This window comes from Paenibacillus sp. sg306046 (assembly GCF_059821225.1).
On sequence record NZ_JCAMRT010000031.1, the window covers coordinates 15,616 to 41,210 of the forward strand.

At 55.8% G+C, this 25,595-nt stretch carries 25 protein-coding genes and 1 tRNA gene; 2 read left to right on the forward strand and 24 right to left on the reverse strand.

What is annotated here, in order from left to right; all coding sequences use genetic code 11:
* Window positions 1–48: 48 nt before the first annotated feature.
* Window positions 49–1,077: a sugar-binding transcriptional regulator gene (locus AC6ROY_RS22975; protein WP_500102943.1), complete on the reverse strand. Its 1,029-nt coding sequence runs from the start codon at window positions 1,075–1,077 to the stop codon at window positions 49–51.
* A 345-nt stretch (window positions 1,078–1,422) separates the two neighbouring features.
* Here AC6ROY_RS22975 and AC6ROY_RS22980 point away from each other — a divergent pair.
* Window positions 1,423–1,497: transfer RNA gene (locus AC6ROY_RS22980), tRNA-Arg, on the forward strand.
* 156 nt (window positions 1,498–1,653) lie between these two features.
* Window positions 1,654–2,235: an ATP-dependent Clp endopeptidase proteolytic subunit ClpP gene (clpP, locus tag AC6ROY_RS22985; RefSeq protein ID WP_500102915.1), complete on the forward strand. Its 582-nt coding sequence runs from the start codon at window positions 1,654–1,656 to the stop codon at window positions 2,233–2,235.
* Window positions 2,236–2,407: 172 nt separating this feature from the next.
* Here clpP and AC6ROY_RS22990 read toward each other — a convergent pair whose 3' ends face one another.
* From AC6ROY_RS22990 to AC6ROY_RS23100, 23 genes are all read right to left on the reverse strand, one after another.
* Complete coding sequence (locus AC6ROY_RS22990; protein ID WP_500102916.1) at window positions 2,408–3,223, reverse strand: hypothetical protein; 816 nt, start codon at window positions 3,221–3,223, stop codon at window positions 2,408–2,410.
* 295 nt (window positions 3,224–3,518) lie between these two features.
* On the reverse strand, window positions 3,519–5,297 hold the full coding sequence (locus AC6ROY_RS22995; protein WP_500102917.1) for a stalk domain-containing protein: 1,779 nt from the start codon (window positions 5,295–5,297) through the stop codon (window positions 3,519–3,521).
* Between the two features lie 455 nt (window positions 5,298–5,752).
* Entirely contained in the window at window positions 5,753–6,022 is a 270-nt protein-coding gene (locus AC6ROY_RS23000; RefSeq protein ID WP_010500412.1) for an HPr family phosphocarrier protein, read from the reverse strand.
* Between the two features lie 260 nt (window positions 6,023–6,282).
* The gene (whiA, locus tag AC6ROY_RS23005) at window positions 6,283–7,209 is read right to left on the reverse strand and encodes a DNA-binding protein WhiA (RefSeq protein ID WP_500102918.1); all 927 of its coding nucleotides are present in this window, start codon (window positions 7,207–7,209) and stop codon (window positions 6,283–6,285) included.
* Window positions 7,210–7,214: 5 nt separating this feature from the next.
* Complete coding sequence (gene mgfK, locus AC6ROY_RS23010) at window positions 7,215–8,204, reverse strand: gluconeogenesis morphogenetic factor MgfK (protein ID WP_500102919.1); 990 nt, start codon at window positions 8,202–8,204, stop codon at window positions 7,215–7,217.
* Complete coding sequence (gene rapZ / locus AC6ROY_RS23015; protein ID WP_500102920.1) at window positions 8,201–9,100, reverse strand: RNase adapter RapZ; 900 nt, start codon at window positions 9,098–9,100, stop codon at window positions 8,201–8,203. The genes mgfK and rapZ overlap by 4 nt, the downstream gene beginning before the upstream one ends.
* Window positions 9,101–9,170: 70 nt before the next feature.
* On the reverse strand, window positions 9,171–10,121 hold the full coding sequence (locus tag AC6ROY_RS23020) for an ROK family glucokinase (protein ID WP_500102921.1): 951 nt from the start codon (window positions 10,119–10,121) through the stop codon (window positions 9,171–9,173).
* Window positions 10,122–10,211: 90 nt separating this feature from the next.
* Window positions 10,212–11,960 carry a tetratricopeptide repeat protein gene (locus tag AC6ROY_RS23025; protein WP_500102922.1) on the reverse strand — a complete coding sequence of 583 codons (1,749 nt, stop codon included), beginning with the start codon at window positions 11,958–11,960 and terminating at the stop codon, window positions 10,212–10,214.
* 194 nt (window positions 11,961–12,154) lie between these two features.
* Window positions 12,155–13,105, reverse strand: a complete 951-nt coding sequence (locus AC6ROY_RS23030) for a ribose-phosphate diphosphokinase (protein ID WP_500102923.1) — start codon at window positions 13,103–13,105, stop codon at window positions 12,155–12,157.
* Window positions 13,106–13,220: 115 nt separating this feature from the next.
* Window positions 13,221–14,048 (reverse strand): histidinol-phosphatase HisJ, encoded by an 828-nt coding sequence (gene hisJ / locus AC6ROY_RS23035; RefSeq protein ID WP_500102924.1) that lies wholly within the window; start codon window positions 14,046–14,048, stop codon window positions 13,221–13,223.
* 12 nt (window positions 14,049–14,060) lie between these two features.
* A complete protein-coding gene (gene hisIE / locus AC6ROY_RS23040; protein WP_500102925.1) occupies window positions 14,061–14,768 on the reverse strand; it encodes a bifunctional phosphoribosyl-AMP cyclohydrolase/phosphoribosyl-ATP diphosphatase HisIE in 708 nt (235 codons plus the stop codon).
* Window positions 14,765–15,523, reverse strand: coding sequence for an imidazole glycerol phosphate synthase subunit HisF (gene hisF / locus AC6ROY_RS23045; protein ID WP_500102926.1), 759 nt, complete (start codon window positions 15,521–15,523; stop codon window positions 14,765–14,767). Before hisF ends, hisIE begins: the two co-directional genes overlap by 4 nt.
* Before the next feature lie 39 nt (window positions 15,524–15,562).
* Window positions 15,563–16,291, reverse strand: a complete 729-nt coding sequence (gene hisA, locus AC6ROY_RS23050; RefSeq protein ID WP_500102927.1) for a 1-(5-phosphoribosyl)-5-[(5-phosphoribosylamino)methylideneamino]imidazole-4-carboxamide isomerase — start codon at window positions 16,289–16,291, stop codon at window positions 15,563–15,565.
* Window positions 16,292–16,318: 27 nt separating this feature from the next.
* The gene (gene hisH / locus AC6ROY_RS23055) at window positions 16,319–16,936 is read right to left on the reverse strand and encodes an imidazole glycerol phosphate synthase subunit HisH (protein ID WP_500102928.1); all 618 of its coding nucleotides are present in this window, start codon (window positions 16,934–16,936) and stop codon (window positions 16,319–16,321) included.
* A 2-nt stretch (window positions 16,937–16,938) separates the two neighbouring features.
* The gene (gene hisB / locus AC6ROY_RS23060; RefSeq protein ID WP_500102929.1) at window positions 16,939–17,568 is read right to left on the reverse strand and encodes an imidazoleglycerol-phosphate dehydratase HisB; all 630 of its coding nucleotides are present in this window, start codon (window positions 17,566–17,568) and stop codon (window positions 16,939–16,941) included.
* Complete coding sequence (hisD, locus tag AC6ROY_RS23065) at window positions 17,561–18,850, reverse strand: histidinol dehydrogenase (protein ID WP_500102930.1); 1,290 nt, start codon at window positions 18,848–18,850, stop codon at window positions 17,561–17,563. The genes hisB and hisD overlap by 8 nt, the downstream gene beginning before the upstream one ends.
* Window positions 18,851–18,970: 120 nt before the next feature.
* Window positions 18,971–19,621, reverse strand: coding sequence for an ATP phosphoribosyltransferase (hisG, locus tag AC6ROY_RS23070; RefSeq protein ID WP_500102931.1), 651 nt, complete (start codon window positions 19,619–19,621; stop codon window positions 18,971–18,973).
* Between the two features lie 17 nt (window positions 19,622–19,638).
* Window positions 19,639–20,841, reverse strand: a complete 1,203-nt coding sequence (locus AC6ROY_RS23075) for an ATP phosphoribosyltransferase regulatory subunit (protein WP_500102932.1) — start codon at window positions 20,839–20,841, stop codon at window positions 19,639–19,641.
* Between the two features lie 203 nt (window positions 20,842–21,044).
* Window positions 21,045–21,581 (reverse strand): acyltransferase, encoded by a 537-nt coding sequence (locus tag AC6ROY_RS23080; RefSeq protein WP_500102933.1) that lies wholly within the window; start codon window positions 21,579–21,581, stop codon window positions 21,045–21,047.
* Window positions 21,553–22,233 (reverse strand): pyrophosphatase PpaX, encoded by a 681-nt coding sequence (gene ppaX, locus AC6ROY_RS23085; RefSeq protein ID WP_500102934.1) that lies wholly within the window; start codon window positions 22,231–22,233, stop codon window positions 21,553–21,555. The genes AC6ROY_RS23080 and ppaX overlap by 29 nt, the downstream gene beginning before the upstream one ends.
* 95 nt (window positions 22,234–22,328) lie before the next feature.
* The gene (lgt, locus tag AC6ROY_RS23090) at window positions 22,329–23,318 is read right to left on the reverse strand and encodes a prolipoprotein diacylglyceryl transferase (RefSeq protein WP_500102935.1); all 990 of its coding nucleotides are present in this window, start codon (window positions 23,316–23,318) and stop codon (window positions 22,329–22,331) included.
* A gap of 25 nt (window positions 23,319–23,343) precedes the next feature.
* A complete protein-coding gene (hprK, locus tag AC6ROY_RS23095; protein ID WP_500102936.1) occupies window positions 23,344–24,285 on the reverse strand; it encodes an HPr(Ser) kinase/phosphatase in 942 nt (313 codons plus the stop codon).
* A 134-nt stretch (window positions 24,286–24,419) separates the two neighbouring features.
* Complete coding sequence (locus tag AC6ROY_RS23100; protein ID WP_500102937.1) at window positions 24,420–25,544, reverse strand: ABC transporter ATP-binding protein; 1,125 nt, start codon at window positions 25,542–25,544, stop codon at window positions 24,420–24,422.
* Window positions 25,545–25,595: the final 51 nt, after the last annotated feature.

Consider the following 25,595-nt stretch of genomic DNA (forward strand, 5'->3'; position numbering starts at 1 on the left):
TCCTAAGAATGGTTTGTGTTGTATATAGTCAAGACGGGGGTGAGCCCGTCAAGATGACAATAGCTGTACAATTTCTGCGGCGGCCGCTTCATCCGTGACCAGCACGTCCTCGTGTCCGTGTCGGAGCACAGCCAAAATCGCCTCGCCTTTGCCTCGCCCGCCCGCGACTCCGATCACCGTATCCATGTCATGGATATCCTCGATCCGCAAGCCTATGGTCGGCATCTTATGCAAAATTCGTCCGCTGCGGTCGAAATAATAACCGAATGCTTCGGCCAGCGCTCCTTCGCGCTGCAAGCTTGCCGTCGTATCGGGATCAACCTTTCGCCGTCTGGCCATCACCATAGCATCTCCCATGCCATGAACGACCATCCTCGCGTTGCGGATAAAATGGAACACTTCTGTAATATGATCATCCTGCATCAACAGCTGGTACGCCTCGTCATTCAGATGATCGGGTACATGCAACAGCCGGTAACGTCCGCCTGCTTTCTTCGCCATCGTGGCAGCAACCGTATTGGCCTGCAGCTCTACGCTTTCGCCCAATCCGCCGCGCGCCGGCACAAACCAGCAGCTTTTCATCGGCGCAGTAGCGTTCAATTGCCCGGCAACCTCCGCCATCGTAGAACCGCCGGTGACAGCGATCACTTCTTCCTCGCGAATCAGCTTTCTCATCACCGAAGCGCCAGCGCGCCCCAGCTCCTTCTTCGCATGCGGCGAGGTCTCCGAATCGCCAGGCACAATCACAACCTGCTTCAAGCCGAATCGGGCACGGATACGTTCCTCCCACTCGGTCAAGCCGAACAGGTCCTTAATCAGTGGTTCGATGCTCTCCAGCAGCAGCCGGCCATCCTCGGTGATTCGCATCCCCGAAGCGTCAATCTGCAGCAAGCCCTGCTCCTTGAGAAATTCAACCTCGCCGCGCAGCACACGTTCCGTCGAACCGATGGAAGCCGCAAGCGTACGGCGTCCGACGACGCCCGATACCAGTATGTGCTGCAGCACCGTGTACCGCTTCTTCATGGTGTCGAGCAGATCGGGCAGCAGTTGCTTTTGAATGTCCAGCATATCCCGCATGGCGCTCACATCTCTCCGCCCTGGGACTCGATTCGTCCCGGTGATGCATTTTTAGTCCCACACGCTTCAAAAAAAGTACTAAGTTGTTCACTTAGTTAACTACAGTATAGACCAACACTACCGCAAGATCAAGTCGAACCCTGTTAAAAAACGATAAAATTAGCCCGATTCTGCTCCCGATTCGCGCCTCTGCTGGAGCCGTAAATTATTTTGGGCGAACCGCTTGCATTATTATGAATTATGTTATATAATAACTTCTGCTGTCACAGTTGTTGAACTTTGTTTAACATCATGCATGCTGTGTGAATGTGCATGCTGTGTGAATGGATGTACAGCACTAGATACGCGCCCGTGGTCCAATGGATATGACGTAGGCCTCCGGAGCCTGAGATTAAGGTTCGATTCCTTACGGGCGCGCCACTTATGATTGAAACAATCAGTCCTGATGTTGATCGAGGCTGATTTTTTTATGTCTTCATTTGACCTTTCTTGACCTTTGATTGAATTTCCGTTATGATGGGTATAGCTTGTTTTATATGAGATTGATTAGAGGTTTATTAAAGGAGGCTGCAGCTCATGAGTTTTATTCCAATGGTTGTCGAACCGGATGGCAGAGGAGAACGCGCTTACGATATTTACTCGCGCCTGCTGAAGGACCGGATTATTTTCCTCGGTAGCGGAATCAACGATGTTGTAGCCAACTCGATTATTGCGCAACTGCTGTTCCTGACCGCACAGGACCCTGACAAAGACATCAGCATCTATATCAACAGCCCCGGCGGCTCCATCACGTCCGGCATGGCGATCTATGATACCATGCAATTCATCAAGCCGGACGTATCGACGATCTGCGTCGGCATGGCCGCTTCGATGGGCGCTTTCCTGCTTGCGGCAGGCGCCAAAGGCAAGCGCTACGCGCTGCCGAACAGCGAGGTTATGATTCACCAGCCGCTGGGCGGCGCAGAAGGTCAAGCAAGCGATATCGAAATTCGCGCGAAGCGCATTCTGAAAATGCGCGACAAGCTGAACACGATTCTCGCTGAGCGCACCGGCCAGACGTTCGAGAAAATCGAGCGCGACACGGACCGCGACAACTTCATGTCAGCTGCGGAAGCGCAGACGTACGGCTTGATTGACAAAGTTATCGAGCGCATCTAATCCGCTGACAGTCAGATGTCAGACGCTCAGAACAGTGACGCCCCTAGAGGACGCCAACTCTGCTCTGAGCACAACGAAGCCCCAGCTTGCTTGCCGCCTTCCCGGCGGCCGGAGCACGCTGGGGCTTTATTGTGATGAAACGACTTGCTGTCTGTTCATTCTCCAGCAGTCGCTATTTCACCCCTGTCTGAAATGAAAACGTATGGCTGCGGCGCTCCGAGTCCACCGTCACTTCAACCTCGCGCCCCGGCGCAAAGCCTCCCTCCGGTTGAAAGGTGATGCCATATCCGGTGCCCGCTACTTCGCCAGGCAACGCTTCATCCGGCTGGTCTTTATATCGGATTTGCATGCCCATGGCGTCCCGCTCCCCGTGCCAGATGACCTCAACCTTTGTATCCCTGGGCACCTCAACCGCACCGTCGACCGGATAGGTACGTGCAATCCAGCGCTGGTCAGCATACCGGTCCCAGCCCCAAAGCGCGCAGAACCCCACAAGCAGCAGCACTGCAGCCGCCATCCCTTGCTTGCGAGACAGTCTTAACCCGCCGCGCAGACGCCCTGTCAGCGCATGGGCCGCCGTGATGATCGACAGTGCGGCCAGCGCCGTGAGCGCCAGATGGAGCGACAGCCCGATGATCACCCCCCCAGGCCCCCAAGGCGTCCACGCTTGCGTAAACAATCCTCCATACATTAACCAGCTGAATAATGCGGGCATCTGAGCCAGCATCACCAGCAGCATCCCGACGATACTGAACAGCAGCAGCCAGCGCTGTGCCTGCTCACCGCTTCTCATGAGCAGCGCTCTCCCGCCCAAGGTCAGGATACCGCCGACTATCGACATCTGTCCCCACGAACGAATCTCAGCCTCCTGCACCTCGCCCAGCACATACCACGGCAGCTCCGGCACAAACAAGCTGCCGGTCACAATCAGCAGCCCCCCTGTCCAGCCAAGCCAACGCTCCGGACGCAACCCCTGACCTGTTTTCATACAAACAACCCCCGCCTTTCTGCATGTGCTCACACCTTCCAAACGATCCAGCCGCCCAGAAGTTTCACATTTGTCCGTGACAACTTCCTGACGATCGGCTGACGGCTGCCAGCGCTGCACAGCACCCGCTTGCAATCCCTTCGTCGCTGCGGGACGCTTCCCGCTTGAACGCACAAAAAACCGCAAGCGCGCCCGAACACGAGCGCTTGCGGTTCTGTATCCTATTTAGACGGATCACGGACAGCCCGGACAGTTTAGCAGACAGCCTGGCGTTCAGCCTGACACCCCGAAACAACTACCTCGTCTCGCGGTCGTCCAGCGGATAAAAGATCAGATCAATCGGGAACGCCGATCCGGCCGGCGGGCTAAATTCAATATCCAGCGCGTCCTCCGTGCCTGTCGTCTTCGCGATAATTTGCAGCCCATCGAAGGCTGTCATCACGCCTGACTCCGGTACAAGCCGCATTTCACCATTAATTTTAAACGGCCCCTTGAAGACGCCGCCCTTCGGCAGCACCATAACGGCCATCTTGCGCGGCTTATCGGCGTGAATTTTATAAATAACGCCATAATTGCCGTCATTTTTTACTTCCTGCTTGCGGATTGTATCATAGCCTGGCAGGAACGGATCAATTTTGCCGTCGCCGACGATCAGCCGTGAAGGCTTGGTAAATGTCGTGCCGTCGATGTTCCACCTTAGCTCCGACACCGGGAACGTGCCGCGCACATGCCCGTCAAACGGCAGCAGCGGCAGTGACAGCGAATTGGCTGTTATTTCACTTGTGGCAATAAACGAGAACTGCACAGGTCCGTCCGTTTCAATATCGTAAAACAGATTGACCCCCTGCGCCGGGTAAAAATCCGGCATTTGCTTATAAATAAATGTCTGGTTAGCCGGGATCGTCATCTTTTCATTCATCGGATCGCCAAGCAGAAAATCAACGGTAGCCTCATTGCCGATCAGATTGGCATAGACGGACGGCCATACCTCGCCCTGATTGGTCGTGCGGATCGTAATCGGCTTCGTGCTCATATTTTTGGCGAGAATCGCCATCGTCACCTTCTGCTGCGTTCCGTTAATATGATCAGCGTACAGCCGCCCCTTGCCATCGACCGTATCCTGATACAAAATGCCTTGCTGCGTAAACGTCTCCGGGCTGTCGCTGACAAGCAGCTTGCGGGTCGTATCTTGCGTGACCTGCTTGGGAAGCTCCGGCAGATCGTAGAAATTGCCCCACAGCACGGACCAGTTTGTTTTAATATACCCGCCAACCGGCTTCATATAGATCGGGTATTCCACTTCGTTCAAATACGTTTCCTTGCCGACAACGATATTCCGGGTATAGGGCTCGCTTTTGTTGCCATGGCGGTCCTCAACCGTCAGCGTAACCGGGTACGTGCCCGGGCTGAAATACACCTCTTGACGCCCTTCCCACTTGTGATTAATAACTCCCTCTGCATCCGGATCATAGCTCAAGTCGATGAACTTGATCGGCTCGCCGATTTTGTAGCTTGTTTTACCTAGGCTGAACTTCGCTACCGGCTTCGAGTTGTCATTCGCCGGAATGTAGATGCCGGTCGGAATTTTCGTGTACAGCACTTCCACACGCCGCAATTCGTCGTTGTACGTGTAGCGAGCGCCCATATAATCGGCCAGCCAGGTGAGCTTGATCATCAATCGGCCGTTGACAATCGCCGCCGCGTCGTCGAAGCGCATCCAGTATCCGTTAATCCAAATGGACTTGTTATCGCTATCCAGCGAAATCGTCGCTTTCGGCGTAACCATCTCGATCATTCGCGACGCCTCATTCCATTCCACCTTCATGCCGAACGCATCGCCCAGAAATTTGGCCGGTACGTACATCTTGTCCTTGATAATGGTAGCCGGAGCATCCAGGGTCTCAAGGTCGCCGTTCAGGAAAGCTTCAGCTTTGTTTAAATATAACAACACCTGCACCGTACCCGAAGACATAGGCGACTCCCGGTCAGCCGCAGTCGCCGCCCCTTGACTGAAGGTTGTCAGCAGCAAGCTAAGTACCAGAAGAATTGTCCACTCTCTTTTCATCCGCTTCATGATCTCTTTGCTCCTTCATTTCTTGTTGTCTCCGCTCGCGCGTCGGATGACGAAGGTTAGACGCCGACATCATGACAAAGGTTGCGCTGCATCCGCACACCCTGGGCCGGCATTAGGCAGAATCGTATCGTTGTTCACGAAACATACACATTATCGCCCGATCCCCCTGCCCCCTATCCATCCTTGCCTGCGCAAACAAAAAATCCGAGCGGCAAAGCCGTCGGTTAGCTGAAAAACAAATTTAGTTGTAAGCGTATGCAAGATGTACCGAACGCGTCCGGCAATCCCTCTGCTCGATAAACGGGCGAAGACGGATTTCCGTGTTCACGCTGGCTCGTAGACGCTGGCACTGCGGCCTGACAGGTTTGGCAGCCCTCCGTCCGGAAGAAGCTGTCGATGCCCGAGGCGCTCCAACGGCAACAAGCTTCCTTCACGGAAGCTTGCTTACCGGACTCTTATTGGTTCTCGAGTTCCTCTTTGCTGACCAAGGTGACTAAAGCGTTTACAGCCTGCTCAGCGTCTGAACCTTCCGCACTTATGTGTACTTCAGTCCCTGTACTGATCGCAAGGCTCATAATGCCCATGATACTTTTGGCGTTGACCTTCTTCTCATCCTTCTCCACGAAAATCTCGGAAGAAAATTTGTTTGCTTCCTGTACGAAAAGTGCCGCCGGTCTGGCATGAAGACCTGTTTTCAATTTGACGACTACTGGGCGTCTCGACATGCAACCAATACCCCCTAGTTTTAATTGCTCATCCATGAAGGCGCTGGCCCTATAGATAAAGTTCGTGTACCGAATTTCGTCTGTCCCGGTTCGGGATGCCGCTTGTTGCTGTTCATGAAAAAATCACGCCGACCCCCCAGCCCGATTGCCGGGATCGGCATAAAAGCGGTTTTCAACTAGTATAGCATTTTTCGGCGAATTGCACTAGAATTTTTGATGAATTACACAAAAATTCTATATTTGCTCCTCATGGGAACAGCTTACCTTCTGAGCTTCTCCGCCAGCTCATCAATTTTGCGCAGCCGATGATTGACGCCGGACTTGCTGACACTGCCCTTCAGCAGATCGCCAACCTCCTTCAGATTCATATCCGGATGCTGCAGCCGAATTTCAGCCACCTCGCGCAGCTTCTCCGGCAGATTTTCCAGTCCGATCTGCTTCTGGAGCAGCCGGATATTGTCGATCTGTCGGACAGCGGCGCCAATCGTTTTGTTCAGATTCGCCGTCTCGCAGTTGACAAGCCGATTCACCGAATTACGCATATCCTTCATGATCCGGACATCCTCGAACCGGAGCAGCGCCTGGTGAGCGCCAATCAAGCTGAGAAATTCGATGATTTTCTCGCCTTCCTTGATGTACAGCACGAATCCTTTTTTGCGCTCGATGCAGCGGGCGTTGAGATCGAATTCGTTGGCCAGCTTGCAGAGCGCCTTGCAATGCTCCTCGTACATCGAATAAATTTCCAGATGATACGACGAGCCCTCCGGATTGTTCACCGAGCCTCCCGCGAGAAAAGCTCCGCGTAAATAGGCGCGCTTGCAGCAATCCTGCCTGATAATCGACTCCTCAATTCCGTCTGTAAACAAAAAGCCCTCGGAGACAATGTCCAGCTCTTTCAGTATATGCTGAACTTGCACCGGCACACGCACAATGTACACATTATTTTTTTTCAACCGCATTTTTTTACGGACGAGCAGCTCGGTATGAACCTGAAAAGTTTTTTTCAGCAAGGAATAAATGCGTCTGGCGATGGCGGCGTTCTCCGTGGAAATATCCAGCACAACCTTCTGACTGGACAGTTGGACGGAACCGTTCATGCGAATAAGGGAAGACAGCTCCGCCCGTTCACAGCAAGGGTCGGACTCCATCAACGTCAGCTCTTTCTTCGTCTGAGCGGCGAAGGACATGAACATCACCTCTTCTTGAACATCCAGCTCTCAACCAATTGGTAAATGTGCTGACTCAGCTTCTCGGCATCATGGCGCAAATAGGTGCGGAACAACACCAGTTGATCGGCAATCACCTTGTAGCCCTGGCGGGTAACCTCATCCAGATCCAGATGCACCACCTTGGCGCCCTTCTCCGCATATCGGGACTGCACCTGCTCCGGGATTTCGCCGTTGTTCACGATCACGTAATCGAACAAATCGACGCCGATATGATCGCGGACCGCCTTCAGATGGTCGCTCACCTTGTAATCGTCGGTTTCACCTGGCTGGGTCATCACATTGCATATAAACATTTTGAGCGCGGACGATTGGACAATCGTTTGTGTAATTTCCGGAACGAGCAAATTGGGGAGAATGCTTGTGTACAAGCTGCCTGGCCCGATCAAAATCGCATCGGCCTGGCGCAGCGCCTCCAGCGCCTCCGGCAGCGCCTGGGCATCCTGAGGTTCTATTCCGACTCTGCGGATCACGCCGCCCGCCTTCGGAATTTTGGACTCGCCCTCGACAATCGAGCCGTCCTCCATCTCCGCGCGCAGCACAAGCGCCTGGTTCGCCGACGGCAGCACGCGCCCGCGAACCGCAAGCACCTTGCTCAGCTCGCGTACCCCGGTCACGAAGTCGCCGGTAATGTCGCGCATCGCCGCCAGCATCAGATTGCCGAGACTATGTCCGGCCAGTCCGTTGCCTTTGTCAAACCGGTAATCCAGCAGCTCGCCCAGCAGCGGCTCCACATCGGCCAGCGCGCTCAGCACGTTGCGAATATCGCCAGGGGGAATAATCTCCAGCTCGGACCGCAAAATCCCGGAGCTGCCGCCGTCGTCGGCTACGGTGACAATCGCCGTAATGTCGATCGGCTTCTGCTTCAACCCCCGCAGCATGACCGACAATCCGGTGCCTCCGCCCAGCACGACGATTCGCGGCAAATACGCTTCCGGTTGCGGATCAAGGTTCATCGCTTCACCTCAGCCCGGTCGCGCTCGGAATCCCGATGGCTAACCCGCACGATCTCCGTTTCACTGTTGCCCATCACTTTGCCCAAATATTCGGCGATGGCGACCGAGCGATGCTTGCCGCCCGTGCAGCCGATGCCGATGACGATCTGGCTTTTGCCTTCCTTGCGGTATTGCGGTACGAGAAAATGCAGCATATCGAGCAGCTTGATCAGAAACTCCTGCGTCTCGCCCCACTTCATTACGTAGTCGTACACATCGGGGTCCTGACCCGTATTCGGGCGCAGCGTATCAATATAATGCGGATTCGGCAAGAAGCGGACATCAAAGATCAGATCGGCATCAATCGGGATTCCGTACTTGAAGCCGAAGGAAATCACATTAAGCACAATCCCGCCGGTCCCGAGGCTTGTAAACCGCGCGACGATCCGTTCCTTTAATTGGGCCGGCTTCAGGCTGCTTGTGTCGATCACCTGCGTCGCCAGCCCTTTCAGCTCCTCCAGCAGCTTGCGCTCCTGATGGATGCCTTCGAGCGGGGCGCCGGTCGGAGCAAGCGGATGCTTCCGCCGACTCTCCTTGTAACGCTGCACCAGCGTGCTGTCCGTCGCGTCCAAAAATAAAATTTCGTAAGTCAAGGTGTCATTATCATGCAAATATCGCAAGGATTCGGATAACGTATTGAAAAACTCACGGCCGCGCAAGTCGATAACCAGCGCAACCTTGCCGATCCGACCCTTGGACTGCTCGATCAGCTCTGCAAACTTTGGAATCAGCACTGGAGGAAGATTATCAACGCAGAAAAAGCCCAAGTCCTCCAAGCTCTGCACGGCGATCGTTTTACCCGCCCCGGACATGCCGGTAATAATGACCAGCTTGCCCAAGCTATGCAATTCATCCATAGGGACCCCGCTCCTTCGCTTGAATGCCTCGCCGGACGGCTCCGGTCAGAGCCGCGCACGACGGGCTTGCTTAACCGCGCAAATTCAGGCCGGCTGCTCCGACGACGCCCGCATCATTGCCCAGCACGGCCGGCACGATGTCGACGCCCTCCTGGGACGTTTCCTGCGCATACTCGCGGTAATATTTGCGGATCGCTTCAAACAAAATGTCGCCTGCCTTGGAGACGCCGCCGCCTACAACATACCGCTGAGGGTTGACGATCACCGATACCATCGCCATCGACTTGCCCAGATACAACGCCGCCCGGTCAATAATGCGCAGCGCGGTCTCGTCGCCTGTCTTGGCCGCATCAAATACATCCTTGGCCATGATGTGCTCAACCAGCGCCAACGAAGTATGCTCGCCGCGCTCCACCGCTTCCTTGGCCATCCGGATAATGCCCGTCGCCGAGGAGACCGTTTCCAGGCAGCCGCGTTTGCCACAGCCGCAGTCTATGGCCTCAAGGTCGGGCACCAGCGAAATATGGCCCAGCTCGCCCGCCATGCCGTTGGAGCCTTGGTAAATGCGTCCGTTAATAATGATGCCGCCGCCGACTCCGGTGCCGAGCGTGTAGCAAACGACGTTCGGCAGCCCTTTGCCAGCGCCCGCCCAAGCTTCGCCGAGCGCGGCAACGTTTGCATCGTTATCAATTTTAACCGGCTTGCCGAGCTTCTCTTCGAGAATTTTTTTCACCGGTACGTTCCGCCAGCCCAGGTTCGGAGACAGCTTAATGAAGCCCTCGGGAATATCCATAAATCCCGCGATGCCGGCGCCGACCCCGGCTACCTGCTCCCATGTGTATGCCGAATCCGCTATAATCTTGCGCGCGTACTGCGCGATGTTCTCCAGCACAACATCCGAGCCGTGCTCGGTGCCGGTTGGCCCTTCGTACGTTGCCAGCAGATTGCCTTCCACGTCGCACAATCCTACCTTAATCGCAGTTCCGCCCAAATCGACTCCCAAGTACACTTGATCTCCCATACCTGCTTCTCACCTCGTAATAATGTGCTTGACCTGCTTCTTCAATCTGTAGCTATTGTGAAACAACCCATCCGTTGCCGAATAACGGCGTCAGGACGGCGTATCCAGCCCCGGCAGCTTCCGGAAGATGGCCTCCATCTTTTCCTGCAAGCCGCAAGCCTCGTCGATCAGCTTCGCGTTTTTGCGAATCGTTGCTGCGGATACGTCATACCGTTCCGCCATCTCCTGGTACGTCGCCGGACGACGGTGCATCTTCGCCACCCAATATTCCAGCGCAGCGGCCCAGCCCTCCAGCTTGGTCAGCTTGGGCACCGCAGGGAACATCCGCGACAAATATTCGACCCACAGCGTCTGCAAATCGTATTGCTGCACCATATCGTAACGCCCCGCCATCCGGCCGAGCGCCAGCTCCATCACGGCCTGCCACTTTCGTTCCCAGACGGGCAGATTGGGCGACGGCGGCGACGGCGAAACCGTCGTCTCACGTCCCTCCAGCACCGCGGCCAGCGGCTCCTGCACCCCTATGCTGCGCAGCACAAACACCGCAACCTTCTTCAGATAATCGTCCTCATCCGGCTCCTGAATAAACCCGGTCAGCGCATCCTTCACCTCATCGTCGCCGATCAGCCCGAATGCCTGAATCACCTGCAGCTTCGTATCCATATCGCCGTGACGCAGCGCCCAGAAAAATGACGAGCGTACGAGCGGGTCCTTCTTCAAATGCTCCGGCAAGCCGCCTTCCACCTTCTCCAGCCCGCGGAATTGCTCCTCGAACGGCAGATGGTAATGATAGCTCACCGGCGGCTTCGGCTCACTCTGCTGAATACGCGACAGCACATTCAAGTAAAATTTCGGAATTTCGGAACGCGGGTCGAACTTCTCCGTCTGCCGCCACAACCGCTCGGCTTCAGCCATCCGCCCCGTATTGTAAGCCGCCACGGCCGCGTAATGAAACAGGCACGGGTCAAGCCCGGCCTCGCCGGTTTTGAGCAGCCGCTTGAACAGCCGGAACGCCTTGTCATGCTCGCTCAGTATACCCATCGTCGTCGCAAGCTTGAAGACATGGTCCTGATGAAACGGATACGTTTTGCGCAGCACATCCAGCAAGCCGGCCAGCTTCTCTTTGTCGCCAAAGTGCTGATAGAAAATCGCAAGGTTGCATAACGCATGCAAATTGCCCGGCTCCAGCTCAAGCACCTCGCGGATCATATGCACCGATCGTTCGAAATGACCCATGTAGTAGTAAGCGAGCGCAAGATTGTTACGGGCCGCCATAAAGTCCGGATGACTGCGGATCAGCCCTTCCAGAATACGCACGGCCTCGGAAAACTTGCCCTCCTCCAGCATGCTGCGCGCCCGGTCGTGCTCAAACATGCCCTCCCGGCTCTTGATGGTCGTCAGCTTGGTCGGTCGATCAAGCTCGATCCGGAGCAGCTCCATCATTTCCTCCGACTCTTCGAGATATTGACCCGTCGGATCGTTCTCCAGGTAATGAACAATCGCCGTCTCGGCGGACTCGTAATTTTCCATGTTGGCAAAGTTATTAGCCATATAAAAGTAGCATTCCGTCATCGACGGATCGATCTGATCAAGCACATGCTGTAAAATGCGATTGGACTCCTCGTAATTGCCCATCTCCGACAGCAGCCCCGCCAGATTGCAATGATTGACCGGATTCTCCGGTTCATATTCAGCCGCCCGGCGAAAATACTTCAATGCCTTATCGTAATGAAGCCGGTCCATCGACTGGACAGCTTTTTCGAAAAAGAACGTGGCGTCCATTTTCATCGAAACGACATTGGTGCTGGTACGAGGCAGCACACGTTTTTTCTTCTCCATGGTATAAGGCACCTCCGTGACCCGTCCGGAAGAGATAACTGCCGAATACGAGGTAGGTAGCTATCGTCTCTTGCTTTCCGGAAACCTAATGATTGATCAATTATAACACAAACCGGCCCAAAACCGTAGGGTTTGCGGGCCGGATTCAAGTGGTAATATAATCGAACGCGCTTGATCCTCCTTATGAGGACCTGTTACACGCCGCCGTATTTGAACAAAGAGCTAAGCGAACCGCCTGCCTGGATAATATTGATCGCATCCGCGAGCAGATGGGAAACGGACAGCACCTTGAAGCGGGAGGAGCAATCGTTCGGAATCGCGATGGAATCCGTAATGACAACCTCCTTGATGTTCGGATGATCCAGACGCTGCAGGGCAGGACCGGAGAACACCGGGTGCGTCGCACAAACGTAAGCATCGTTGGCGCCGCGTTCCTTCAAGCCTTCGACGACATTCACGATGGTCGTGCCTGTGTCGATCAAATCCTCGATAATGATTGGCGTACAGCCTGCCACCTCGCCGATGACATGAGTAATGACCGATTCATTGTGCGCAGGGCGCTTTTTGATCATCATCGCGAACGGCGCATCGAGAATGTTGGCCAGGTTTTCAGCCGTTGTCGCGCGACCCGCATCCGGCGATACGATGATCGGATTCGGAATATTGAGGCTCCGGATATAATCGCTAATCAGATCCAGCGCAGTCAAATGATCCACCGGGATGTTGAAGAAGCCTTGGATCGCAGGGGCATGCAGGTCAATCGTGATGACACGGTCGGCTCCTGCGGCCGTCAGCAGATCCGCCACGAGCTTGGCCGAGATCGGCTCCCGCGGCGCAGCTTTCCGTTCTTGGCGGGAATAACCATAGTATGGAACGACAAGGTTGATCGTTCTCGCCGATGCACGTTTGGCCGCATCCATCATGACGAGCAGCTCCATAAAGTTCTCGTTGATCGGATGGGAGAACGTTTGCACGAGGAAAACGTCGCAATTACGGATGCTCTCCTCGTAGAGACAGTAAATTTCACCGCTCTTGAACCGGGAAAGCTGAATTTGGCCCAGCGGCACCTCAAGCTCTGCACAGATGCGCTCCGCCAGTTTCGGGTTGGACGAACCCGAGAAAATCTTCATTTTGTCGCTGTACATGGTTACCTCCGCTTTTCTTCATGGTACATGGTTCGTTTGACGCGCTCCGATTCGGTAATCCTGAGCCGCTATAACATCATCGGGTTCACACAATCTTTAAAATGTCCCTCACTCATTATACATCAAAAGTGTCAAATCCAATAGGCAACATTGTCCGTTTCCGACACTTAAATGTGGCTAATTCGTTAAAACCGACATTTTTCAACAAAGCGACCGCCTGGTCCAAATATTGCGTCAGCCGCTCCGGCTGATGGGCGTCCGAGCCAAGCGTCACCGGGATGCCCAGCTCAAGCGCAACTTCCAGCATGCGGCGGCTTGGAAACATTTCACCCACCGGCATCCGCAAGCCGGAAGCGTTTAATTCAATCGCCAGACCGGCCGCCTTCACCGCCTCCAGCGCTTCCCGCTCCAGCTGCTCTACGCTGCGCTCCGGCTTGAACCCAAACCGCTTGATTACGTCAATATGGCCGATATAATCGTAGAAGCCTGTCCGGCAGGCTTTGGCGACGGCCTCGTAATATTGACGGTACACCTCATAAGCGTCGCGCCCTTGCCAGCCATCCGTCTGCCGGAAATCGGTAATGTCCCACTCCCCGAGAAAATGCACTGATCCTATTACATAATCCCACGGATAAGCCTCAATGATTCGTCGGATTTCCGTTTCGTAGCCTTCAATATAATCGCCCTCCAGCCCAACGCGGATGTCGATCCGATCCTTGTATTTCTCCTGCAGCCGGAAAGCCTCTTCGACATAATTCGGCAGCTCTTCCATCGGCATCGCCATGCCGGGCAAATACGTCGCCGGGTCTACATGGAGCAAGGGCATGTGATCGGACAAGCCCAATTGGACCAGTCCGAGCTCAATGCCCTTCTGTACATACTCCTCAAGCTCCCCCGACGCATGACCGCAGCGCACATGATGCGTGTGGTAATCAATGCGCATAGACGTTAGCTCCTACTTCTTTTTATTGTGACGGTGGTCCAGCTCCTGCAGCACATGATCAAGCGGCAGCTTTTGCTCGCGCAGCAGCACCATCAGGTGGAACACCAGATCGCTTGCTTCGCAGCGCAGCTCAACCGGGTCGCGGTTTTTCGCCGCAATGATGACCTCGGCCGCTTCTTCGCCGACCTTCTTGAGAATTTTATCGACGCCCTTCTCGAACAAATACGTCGTATACGCGCCTTCAGGACGCTCGGCATCGCGTTGGGCGATGGTCGCCTCCAGCGTGTTCAAGATCGCGAAGCGATCCGCCTCGCCCTTGCGTCCGCTGGTCTCGGCTGCAGCCGCGTTGTCAGCGGCAAGCGCGCCAAGCTTCACCTCTTGGGTGAAGCAGCTGTAGCTGCCCGTGTGGCAGGCCGGGCCGGTCTGATCGATCAGCACCAGCAGCGTATCGCCGTCGCAATCGTAGCGGAGCGAGCGCACCTGCTGAAGATGGCCGCTGGTCGCGCCTTTATGCCACAGCTCGCTGCGGGAACGGCTCCAGAACCACGTTTCGCCTGATTCCAGCGTCTTGCCCAGCGATTCGCTGTTCATATACGCCATCATCAGCACTTCCTTGCTGGCCGCATCCTGCACGATGGCAGGCACGAGGCCGTTTGCATCCCATTTAATCGCACTTACAAGCTGCTCCAGATTTGCTGCCGCACCGGTATAGCCGCTCATCGTACTTCCACTCCTTTTGCCTTGAGATCATCCTTGACTTCCTGGATCGTGATTTCCTTATAATGAAAAATCGTCGCGGCCAATCCCGCATCCGCCTTCGCCTCAGCGAACACGTCATAAAAGTGGCCCTTCTGCCCCGCGCCGCCGGACGCGATGACCGGCACCGACACCAGCTCCGATACCGCCTTCGTCAGCGGCAGATCGAAGCCGTCCTTCGTCCCGTCCGCGTCCATACTGGTCAGCAAAATTTCGCCTGCGCCGAGCCGTTCGATTTCCTTAACCCATTCCAGGGTGCGGATGCCCGTCCCGTTCCGGCCGCCATGGGTGAACACTTCCCACTCGCCCCATTCCGCGTTAAAGCGGGCGTCAACGGCCACCACAATACATTGTGAGCCGAAGCGCCGGGCCCCGTCCGACACCAGCTGCGGATTGCGCACCGCCGCCGTGTTGATGCCAATTTTGTCCGCGCCTGCGCGCAGCAGCCGCTTCATATCGTCCACGCTGGCAATGCCCCCGCCGACGGTGAACGGAATCGTGATTTGCTCCGCCGTTTTCTGCACGACCTCCACCATCGTCGCCCGGCCTTCATGCGAAGCCGAAATATCGAGAAATACGAGCTCATCCGCACCTTCGCGGTCATAAAGCGCCGCCAGCTCGACCGGATCGCCCGCATCGCGCAAATTGACGAAATTTACGCCCTTCACAACCCGGCCGTCCTTGACATCCAGACAAGGAATAATCCGTTTGGTCAGCATCGCTGCACCCCTTTCCGTAAGTGACTCCCCGGCAATCACCTATACAAGCGCGTGCGCCTCCGCCAGCTGAATACTGCCCGTGTACAGCGCCTTGCCGACGATCGCGCCGCCGACGCCTTCCTCGGCATGCTCCGCCAGCTTCTGCAGATCCTCGTACCGGCTCACCCCGCCGGAAGCAATGACCGTTTGGCCGGACACCTTCGCCAGGTTCACAATCGCTTCAACATTCGGGCCAGCCATCATGCCGTCGCGGGAAATATCCGTAAAAATAAACGTGCGCGCCCCTTCGCGCGCCAGCTCCACCGCCAGCTCATCGGCCTTCACCGCCGAAGTCTCCAGCCAGCCGCGAGTCGCTACGTACCCGTCGCGCGCGTCGAGCCCGATCGCAATCCGCTCGCCGTGCTTCTGCAGCACCCGGCTGACGAACGCGCGATCCTCGATCGCCGCCGTGCCCAGAATAAGTCGCGACACGCCCAGCGACAGCAAGTAGTCGACGTCCGCATCCGTACGGATGCCGCCGCCTACCTGCACCGGCACATTTACCGATTGAGCGATGCTGCCGATCAGCTTGTCATTGACCGGCTTGCCCGCTTTGGCCCCGTCCAGATCGACCAGATGAATCCATTTGCCGCCCTGCGCCTCCCAGGACTTCGCGACCTCCAGCGGATTTTCGTTGTAGATCGTCTCCTGGTTGTAATCGCCCTGGATCAGGCGCACGCATTTGCCGTCCCGGATATCAATCGCAGGATAAATAATAAACGAAGACATGATTTCGATTCCTCCACTGCATTAGGTTTATCGGTGCTGCTTGCTTCCGCACTGCGCCAGAAAGTTGTCGAGCAGCTTCATGCCGACGCTGCCGCTTTTCTCCGGGTGAAACTGCATGCCGTACACATTGCCGCGGCCGACAATCGCCGTCACTCGCTGGTAGTAATCCGTCGTCGCCAGCAGATCGCTCGCCTGCTCCGGCCGGACATGATACGAGTGGACGAAGTAGACATGACCTTCCTCCAGTCCTTGAAACAGCCCGCTCTCCTGCTGGAAATCCAGCTTGTTCCAGCCCATATGCGGCACCTTGTAGTCGCCGCGGAACCGTACAACCTCGCCCGGCAGCAAGCCCAGCCCGTCATTCAGCCCATGCTCCTCGCTGCGGTCGAACAGCAGCTGCATACCGAGACAGATGCCGAGCAGCGGCTTGCCGCTTGCCGCATACGCCTTCGTCGCCTCATCGAGCTTCGATGCGCGCAGATGCTCCATCGCATCGCCGAACGCGCCGACGCCCGGCAAAATCGCGCCGTCCGACTCGAACAGCTCCCGTTCATCCGACGTAATCCGCACCGGGTAGCCGAGCCGCTCGACTGCAGAGCGGACACTATGCAAATTGCCCATGCCATAGTCAATGATTGCGATCATGGCTACAGCACCCCTTTCGTCGATGGAACCCCCTGTACGCGCGGGTCGATGCTCGTCGCTTCATCCAGCGCCCGTCCGAGCGCCTTAAACACCGCTTCGATCATATGATGCGTGTTGTGCCCGTAGTGGACGATTACATGCAGCGTAATACGCGCCTCCTGCGCGAACTTCCACAGAAATTCGTGGACCAGCTCCGTCGTGAAGCTGCCGACCGTCGCCGACGGGTATTCCGCCCGGTATTCGAAATGCGGCCGGTTGCTGATATCAATGATGACCTGCGCAAGCGCCTCATCCATCGGAATAAAGACGCTCGCGTATCGCTTGATGCCGCGTTTGTCGCCAAGCGCTTCGCGCAGCGTCTGGCCGAGACAGATGCCGATATCCTCGACCGTATGATGATCGTCGATCTCCACGTCGCCCCGCGCGTCCACCTTCAGATCGAATTGGCCGTGCTTGGTGAACAGATCGAGCATATGATTGAGAAACGGCACATCCGTTTCAAGCTCGGATACGCCGGTTCCGTCTACTTGAAAAGCCAGCTTGATGTCCGTTTCATTCGTTCGGCGCGCTACGTCCGCCCGGCGCGCCTGCGGCGCTGCCGCTTCTGTTCCTGCTTGCTCGCGTTCAGCCACGAGAGTCCCCTTCTTTCTGCATCCGAATGTCAATCGCGCGCGCATGCGCCTCCAGCCCTTCATGACGGGCCAGCGACATAATTTTGCCGCCGTCGCGCAGCAGCGCTTCCTTGCTATAATAAATCACGCTTGATTTTTTCATAAAGTGATCCACGTTCAGCGGTGAAGAAAAACGCGCCGTCCCGTTGGTCGGCAGCACGTGGTTCGGACCGGCGAAATAATCACCGACCGGCTCCGAGCTGTACGGACCAAGGAAAATGGCGCCGGCATTCTCAATCCGGCTCAAGTAAGCGAACGGCTCTTGCACCAGCACCTCCAGATGCTCCGGCGCAAGGCGGTTGACAACCTCGATGCCTTCATCCAAACTGGACACGGTCAAAATCGCACCGTTGTCGCGGATCGACTTCTCCGCGATCTCGCGGCGCGGCAGCTCGGCCAGCTGACGCTCGACCTCCAGCTTCACCGCTGCGGCCAGCTCGGCCGACGGCGTCACGAGAATGGCCGACGCCATCTCGTCGTGCTCCGCTTGCGACAGCAGATCGGCGGCGATGTACGACGCATCAGCCGACGCATCGGCCAGCACGACGATTTCGCTTGGCCCGGCGATGCTGTCGATATCGACGACGCCGAACACGTAACGCTTGGCCAGCGCGACGTAAATGTTGCCCGGCCCGACAATTTTGTCGGCCGGCGCAATCGACGCGGTGCCGTAGGCAAGCGCGGCCACCGCCTGCGCTCCCCCGACCCGGTAAATTTCCCGCACGCCCGCCTCAGCGGCGGCGACGAGAATATGCGGGTCGATCCCCTCTACACCCGCCGTCGCAGGCGGCGTTACCATGACGATTTCCGGCACGCCCGCCACCTGAGCGGGAATCGCGTTCATCAGCACCGAGGACGGATACGCCGCTTTCCCGCCCGGCACGTACAGACCGACCCGGCGCAGCGGACGCATCACTTGGCCGAGAATCGTCCCGTCCGGCTGCAGGTCCATCCAGGACGAGCGCAGCTGCTTCTCATGGAAGCGGCGAATATTGACGGCCGCCTCGCGGATCGCCTCCAGAAATTCAGCGTCCACCTTGCTGTACGCCGCCTCCAGCTCGCTGTCCGTCACGCGCAGCTGCTCCAGCTCAACGCGGTCGAACTCCTTGCTGAGGCGTCGCAGCGCCTCATCGCCATCCTGACGCACCTCGTCGATAATGCGCTTGACCGCAGCATTTTGCTCCGGCGAGCCGTACTCCACTTCCCGCTTTAGCGCAAATTCAGCAGCAGGTATCACCTTCATAAACCAAGTCCTCCTTCCATTGTTCGTTGTATGGCTTTCCCAGACCTTCGATCCTCCGACACTCCGCTAAACGCTCGTCCTTTGGTCACGCACTGATTTTCCGATGAAGACTTCCGGTCGTTATTTCCTCGCACTTGCCGCTATAGCCTCGGCGATCACCGGCTGAAGCCGGTCGCAGAGCGCCTGGATCGCATTATTTTTCATCCGGTAGCTGACACGGTTCGCAATCAGACGGCTCGTAATCGAGAAAATCGTCTCATGCTCCGCCAGTCCGTTTTCACGAATCGTACTGCCGGTCTCGACCATATCGACGATCCGGTCGGCCAGACCGATCAGCGGCGCCAGCTCGATGGACCCGTTCAGCTTGATCACCTCAACCTGCTGGCCCCGTTCGCGGAAATACTGCGATGCCACGTTCGGATACTTCGTCGCCACGCGCGGATTCAGCACCGGCTTCCAATCCGGCAGCCCGATCACGGACATCCGGCAGCGGGCGATACCCAGATCCAGCAGCTCGTAGACGTCGCGATTTTCCTCCATCAGCACGTCCTTGCCGACGACCCCGATATCCGCCACGCCGTATTCCACATAGGTCGGAACGTCGACCGGCTTCGCCATAATAAACTCCATGTTGGCCTCCGGCACCGCAATGATCAGCTTGCGCGACTCATCCGCTTCGTCGGGAATCGTCAGTCCCGCTTGGCGGAACAGCTTGGAGGCCTGCTTATAGATACGCCCTTTGGGCATGGCTACTTTTAATAACTCCTGCATCGCTTTTGCCCGCTCCTTTACTTCACAAACTCAATCACGCTGCGATACGCCGTATCGCGCACGAGGATTGTTCCGTCCGCCTGCTCCGTCCGCTCATAGCGGCCGTCGGCGGGCAGCAGCAGCGTTTCCACGGCAGCATGTCCGTCTCCGCGCAGCTCTCCGGCCTTCCCAAGCGCCTCCGCGCGGTTAGCCGCTGCATACACAATCAGCACACGGCCTTCCGATTCACGGGCCGCTCCCTTGCTGACGACCTCCAAAATCCGGTTCGTCTTGAGCGCAAATCCGGTCGCTGGCGCCGGACGGCCGAACTGGGCCAGCAAATTGTCGTAACGCCCGCCGCTGCATACCGGAAACCCGAGATCAGCCGCATACCCTTCAAAGGTCATCCCCGTGTAATAGGAGAAATCGCCGATCATCGTCAGATCAATCAGCACATGCTCGCTGACCCCATACGCCACCAGGACATCCCATACCTCGCATAAATGGTCAATCGCCGCCTGAGCCACCGGATCGCCGGTCAGCTTGCGCGCTTGCCCGCACACCTCTTGCCCGCCGCGCAGCCGGAGAATGCCGTCCAGCTCTTCCTGTACCCCGTCAGCGAGGCCTAATTCGCGGATCGCTTCCCGGTAGCCGACATAATCGCGGTTCAGCAAGCAATCCTTGAGCTGCGTCTGCGCGTCAAGTCTATCCCGCAGCGTCTCCTGAAACAAGCCGTTCAAAAATCCGACATGACCGACTGCAATCTTGAACTGCTCCACACCGGCCGCCTGCAAACAGGCTATCGCAAGCGCGATCACCTCGGCATCGGATTCGCTCGAAGCATCGCCTACCAGTTCCACGCCAGCCTGGAAAAATTCCGCATCCCGTCCCGCTTCGGCTTCAATCGCCCGAAAAACGTTCGCATGATACGACAGACGCAGCGGAAAACGGTAGTCCCGCAGCAGCGACGATACGACCCGTGCAATCGGCGCGGTCATATCCGAGCGCAGCACAAGCGTTGTGCCATTGCGATCAAGCAGCTTGAACAGCTTTTTGTCTTCCGTAGAGCTGGCTACCCCGACGGTATCGTAGTACTCCAATGTTGGCGTTATAATTTCCCGGTAACCCCAGCGCTCCATGCATTGCATGACCTTCAGCTCGATGCTGCGCAGCTTGGCCGCCGCCTCCGGCAAATAATCCTTTACACCTGTCGGTTTTTCAAATACTTTCGGTTTGGACATCCGACTTCACCCTGCTATCGTAAGTATTTATCACTTTAGTTCGCTAATGTGCTACCATGCTACCAAAATAAAGAATGTAAAAGTAAGTCTAACATGGAATGCAAGCTCCGTCAATGGTATCCGGTCAGCCGTAAGGGCAAGCGCCTTTACTGAGAAATGCGGAGAAAACGGACGCGCCGGGCGCAAACGAACTTCCAAATCATTCACTTTGCGGCCTTACTGCTGTCCTCGTCTCCATACCCGCCGTCAGCCTCGCGCACATCGGCCCGAATCACCTGCAGCGGATTGCCGCCGACCATGCTGTAAGGCGCAACATCCTTATGTACAACCGAGCCCGCGGCCACCACCGCATGATCGCCGATCGTCACTCCCGGCAAAATCGTCGTATTGGCGCCGATCATCACATGCGAGCCGATCCGCACCTGGCCGAGCCGGTATTCCTTGATCAAATATTCATGCGTCAAAATGGTCGAATTGTACCCGATAATGGTATTGTCGCCAACCTCAATTTTCTCCGGAAAAAAAACATCAACCATCACCATCAACGCAAAAGAAGCATGCTCCCCCACCTTCATCCCCAGAACCCGGCGGTAAATCCACCGTTTCAGGGTAAGCGAGGGCGCATACCTCGAAATTTGAATCCAGATGAAATTGCGAATCGCCTTCCAGCGGCTAATCGTGTTGTATACCTGCCATAACGAATTGGGACCTTTAACCGGAAATCGTTCCGTCTGTCTCAAGCGCGATTGCTCCTTCAACGCCGATAATCCCCAGCAGCTCGCGGATATCGTCTATGATATAAGTCGGATGATATGCCTGCAAATAGTCAACACCCTTGAGCGTCCAGGCTACGCCGACCGATGGAATGCCCGCGTTGCGCGCCGCCTCCAGATCATAGTGGCTGTCGCCGACCATCAGCGCGCCTGCCGCGTCTGCGCCCATCAGCCGCAAGGCCTGTCGGATGCCTTCCGGGTCTGGCTTGGCCCGTTCAACTTCCTCCACCGTTACGATCGCGTCAAAGTAATCGAAGATCCCTGTCAGCCGCAGCCCCATCTCCGTCGTCCGGCGCACCTTGCTTGTTACGACGCCAAGCTTGATGCCCGCCGCCTTCAAACTTGCCAGCGTCTCCTGCACGTAAGGGAATGCCTGTACCAGCTCGTCATGCCGGCTAATGTTGTAATCCCGATACTTGGACACGAGATCGTCTACTTGCTCGCGTCCGGAAAAAAACACCATTTGCTCCACGAGCGGGCGGCCCATGTTCGGAATAATTCGCTCGCGGGTTACCGGCTCGGCCGTTATGCCCTCGAAGGTATGAAGAAACGACTGGATAATCAATTCATTTGTATCCAGAATCGTTCCGTCCAGATCAAACAGTACGGTTTTTATCATCGTCTCGCACTCCTTCTGCGTTGGCCGCCGCTCGGGTTATTTTACAGTCCTGCGGCGGCCTCTCTATATGTTGCCTGATTGCCTGATGCGATCACTTATGACCTATGCTCCGGCTCCGGTGACGATGCTGCTTCCGGCGCGTCAGTTGCCGGGGAAGCATCCGCAGCGACCGCTCCAGGCGGATGAACGACCGGATCTGCATAATACTCCGCTGATGCTCCCGTACGCCGTCTGATCACAATCAGCGCAATAGCAGCCAGCACGATCAAAATCGCCAGCAGCTGCGAAATACGAATATTGCCGCCGTACGTCATAATGCCTTGCTCGAAGCCAAAAGCATGCATCGGCGACCATAAGCCCTGCAGCAGCGAAGCCAGCCATTGCGGTCCCGTAAAGTCCAGACTATCCGTTCGGAATGCCTCGATAAAGAAACGGCCGATGGAGTAAAAAATAAAATAGCCAAGGAACACTTCCCCTACCCGGACAAACTTTTGCCGGCGCAGCACAAGCAGCAGGACAAGCACCAGCACATTCCAGAGCGATTCGTACAGGAAGGTCGGGTGGTAATACACATCTTGGATCAGCATCTGATCTACGATGAAATTCGGCAGATGCAGGTTGTCGCGCAAAAACGATTCGGCGACCGGACCGCCATGCGCCTCTTGGTTCACATAGTTGCCCCAACGCCCGATCGCCTGCCCGACGATCAGTCCCGGCGCGCAAATATCGGCGATTTTCCAGAACCCGTAGCCCTTGCGCCTCGTATAGATGACAGCAGCGATAATGGCCCCGATTAACGCGCCGTAAATCGCAATACCGCCATTCCATATTTTAAACACGTCAACCCAGTTGTTTTTATAGTCCTCCCACTTGAAGGCCACGTAATAAACTCTCGCTCCGACAATCGCGGACGGCACGCCGATCAGCACCAAATCCATGAAAAAGTCTGAGGAGATGCCAAACCGCTTGCCCTCTTGAATAGCGAGCACCAGCCCGATCAACGCCGCGGTCCCCAAAATGATGCCGTACCAGTGTACGCTAATCGGCCCGAGCGAAAATGCAATTGGATTCAAAGCAAGAAACATAATTTTTCGTCTCCCTTAAGCTCTTCTATTCCATCTCATCCATATCATCGTTCAGCGACTCGGTCAGCTTGTTCGTGAATTGGAGCGCAGCGTTGTAACCCATCCGTTTCAAGCGGTAATTCATGGCCGCTACTTCGATAATAACAGCGAGATTTCGCCCGGGACGTACTGGAATAGTGACGAGCGGCACATCGGTATCAATGATTCTCGTTGTTTCTTCATCCAAGCCGAGCCGGTCATATTGCTTGTCCTGCTGCCAGTTCTCCAGCTTGCACACCAACGAAATTTTCTTGGCGGTCAATACAGCGCCTGCTCCGAACAGCGTCATCACATTAATGATCCCAATCCCGCGAATCTCCAGCAAATATCGGATCAGCTCCGGCGCATTGCCGATCAGCGTATGATCAGCCGTTTGGCGAATTTCAACCGCATCGTCCGCCACCAGACGGTGTCCGCGCTTCACCAGCTCAAGCGCCGTCTCGCTTTTCCCGATGCCGCTTGAGCCGGAGATCAGCATCCCGATGCCATACACATCCACAAGCACCCCGTGAATCGTCGTCGATGGCGCCAGGCGGTTTTCCAGAAAGTTTGTTAGCCGGCTTGCCAAAATCGTCGTCGCCATCGGCGTACGCAGCACAGCTACCTGATGCTCACCCGCCGCCTGAAGCAGTTCTAGCGGAGCCTCCATCCCGCGGCTTAAAATAATGCAAGGCGTCTCCTGAGGGGCGCACAGCCAATTCATCCGCTCCACGCGGCATTCAGCCGTCAAGCCTTCGAAAAAGGTCAGCTCTGTTTTACCGAGAATTTGAACACGTTCATGCGGGTGAAATTCATAATATCCGGCCATTTCCAGACCAGGCCGGTATAAATCGGCCGTCGTGATCGGCCGCTTCAAGCCTTCTTCGCCGCAAATGACTTCGAGTTTAAACTCTTTAACCATATCCGCTACTCTGACTTTTTTACCCAAGTGTGTCGTCTCCTTTTTATCCCAATATGCTCATCGTATCGGAATCGGGCGTATAAATCAACCGCCGTCCGTCTCGCTTGATGCGATCGCAAAAAAACCAGCCTGCAGCAGGCTGGTTTTTGGGGTTGTATAGATTAAGAGTTCAACAGAATCGAAGCTGTTGTTTCTTTATCGAAGAAATGAACTTTGTTCATGTCGATCGCCAGCTTCACAGTTTGACCTTCGTGGAATCCTGCACGACCGTCTACACGAGCTACGATTGTGCCGCTGCCGAGACCCTTCAAGTGAACTTGCATCTCATGACCGAGGTTTTCGGAAACTTCGATGTGCGCGTTCACTACGGAGTTCGGGGAAGCTTCGATGAAGATTGCCTCTTCATGCAGATCCTCCGGACGTACGCCGAGCACAACTTCTTTGTTCGCATAGCCTTTATCGCGCAGCGTTTTTGCTTTGCCTTCCGGAATTTGCAGGTTCACGCCGGAAGCGCGGAAGTACAGGCCGCCGCCTTGCTCAGCGAAGCTGCCGCTGATAAAGTTCATGGATGGCGATCCAATGAAACCGGCAACGAACATGTTAACCGGGAAGTTATAAATTTCTTCAGGCGTAGCAGCCTGTTGGATGATCCCTTTATCCATAACGACGATCCGGTCGCCCATTGTCATCGCTTCGGTTTGGTCATGCGTTACATAAACGGTAGTCGTTTCAAGACGTTTAACGAGCTTCGTAATCTCAGCGCGCATCTGTACGCGGAGCTTGGCATCCAAGTTGGAGAGCGGCTCATCCATCAAGAACACTTGCGGTTCACGGACAATCGCGCGACCCAAGGCAACACGCTGACGCTGACCGCCGGAGAGCGCCTTCGGCTTACGATCAAGCAAATGCTCGATGTCGAGAATTTTCGCAGCTTCGCGAACGCGAGCCTCGATATCAGCTTTCTTGAATTTGCGAAGCTTCAAACCGAAAGCCATGTTTTGGTACACGTTCATGTGCGGATACAATGCATAGGACTGGAACACCATTGCGATGTCGCGGTCTTTCGGAGCAACGTCGTTCACGAGGCGGTCGCCGATGTACAGCTCGCCTTCCGTAATTTCCTCCAAACCAGCGATCATACGAAGTGTCGTCGATTTCCCACAACCGGAAGCTCCTACAAGTACGAGAAACTCTTTATCTTTGATGTCCAAGTGAAAGTCTTTAACTGTTGACTCTGTTGCACCCGGATATTTTTTAACGATGTGGTTCAAACGTACACCTGCCATGATTAATTCCCCCTACAAGATGGTATCTGAATATGTATAAATCATACCTCA

Bases quoted from the DNA above. Each gene is read 5' to 3' on its own strand.
- hisIE (WP_500102925.1), bottom strand. From the start codon at position 14,768: ATGAGCGGCTATACCGGTGCGGCAGCAAATCTGGAGCAGCTTGTAAGT.
- hisJ (WP_500102924.1), bottom strand. From the start codon at position 14,048: ATGCGCATTGATTACCACACGCATCATGTGCGCTGCGGTCATGCGTCG.
- whiA (WP_500102918.1), bottom strand. From the start codon at position 7,209: ATGTCCTTCGCCGCTCAGACGAAGAAAGAGCTGACGTTGATGGAGTCC.
- AC6ROY_RS22975 (WP_500102943.1), bottom strand. From the start codon at position 1,077: ATGCGGGATATGCTGGACATTCAAAAGCAACTGCTGCCCGATCTGCTC.
- hisH (WP_500102928.1), bottom strand. From the start codon at position 16,936: ATGATCGCAATCATTGACTATGGCATGGGCAATTTGCATAGTGTCCGC.
- AC6ROY_RS23025 (WP_500102922.1), bottom strand. From the start codon at position 11,960: ATGGAGAAGAAAAAACGTGTGCTGCCTCGTACCAGCACCAATGTCGTT.
- AC6ROY_RS22990 (WP_500102916.1), bottom strand. From the start codon at position 3,223: ATGAAAACAGGTCAGGGGTTGCGTCCGGAGCGTTGGCTTGGCTGGACA.
- AC6ROY_RS23075 (WP_500102932.1), bottom strand. From the start codon at position 20,841: ATGTCCAAACCGAAAGTATTTGAAAAACCGACAGGTGTAAAGGATTAT.
- hisD (WP_500102930.1), bottom strand. From the start codon at position 18,850: ATGAAGGTGATACCTGCTGCTGAATTTGCGCTAAAGCGGGAAGTGGAG.
- lgt (WP_500102935.1), bottom strand. From the start codon at position 23,318: ATGTTTCTTGCTTTGAATCCAATTGCATTTTCGCTCGGGCCGATTAGC.
- AC6ROY_RS23020 (WP_500102921.1), bottom strand. From the start codon at position 10,121: ATGGGAGATCAAGTGTACTTGGGAGTCGATTTGGGCGGAACTGCGATT.
- hisG (WP_500102931.1), bottom strand. From the start codon at position 19,621: ATGCAGGAGTTATTAAAAGTAGCCATGCCCAAAGGGCGTATCTATAAG.
- rapZ (WP_500102920.1), bottom strand. From the start codon at position 9,100: ATGGATGAATTGCATAGCTTGGGCAAGCTGGTCATTATTACCGGCATG.
- hisF (WP_500102926.1), bottom strand. From the start codon at position 15,523: ATGCTGACCAAACGGATTATTCCTTGTCTGGATGTCAAGGACGGCCGG.
- hisA (WP_500102927.1), bottom strand. From the start codon at position 16,291: ATGTCTTCGTTTATTATTTATCCTGCGATTGATATCCGGGACGGCAAA.
- clpP (WP_500102915.1), top strand. From the start codon at position 1,654: ATGAGTTTTATTCCAATGGTTGTCGAACCGGATGGCAGAGGAGAACGC.
- ppaX (WP_500102934.1), bottom strand. From the start codon at position 22,233: ATGATAAAAACCGTACTGTTTGATCTGGACGGAACGATTCTGGATACA.
- AC6ROY_RS23030 (WP_500102923.1), bottom strand. From the start codon at position 13,105: ATGTACAGCGACAAAATGAAGATTTTCTCGGGTTCGTCCAACCCGAAA.
- AC6ROY_RS23000 (WP_010500412.1), bottom strand. From the start codon at position 6,022: ATGTCGAGACGCCCAGTAGTCGTCAAATTGAAAACAGGTCTTCATGCC.
- AC6ROY_RS23100 (WP_500102937.1), bottom strand. From the start codon at position 25,544: ATGGCAGGTGTACGTTTGAACCACATCGTTAAAAAATATCCGGGTGCA.
- mgfK (WP_500102919.1), bottom strand. From the start codon at position 8,204: ATGAACCTTGATCCGCAACCGGAAGCGTATTTGCCGCGAATCGTCGTG.
- AC6ROY_RS22995 (WP_500102917.1), bottom strand. From the start codon at position 5,297: ATGAAGCGGATGAAAAGAGAGTGGACAATTCTTCTGGTACTTAGCTTG.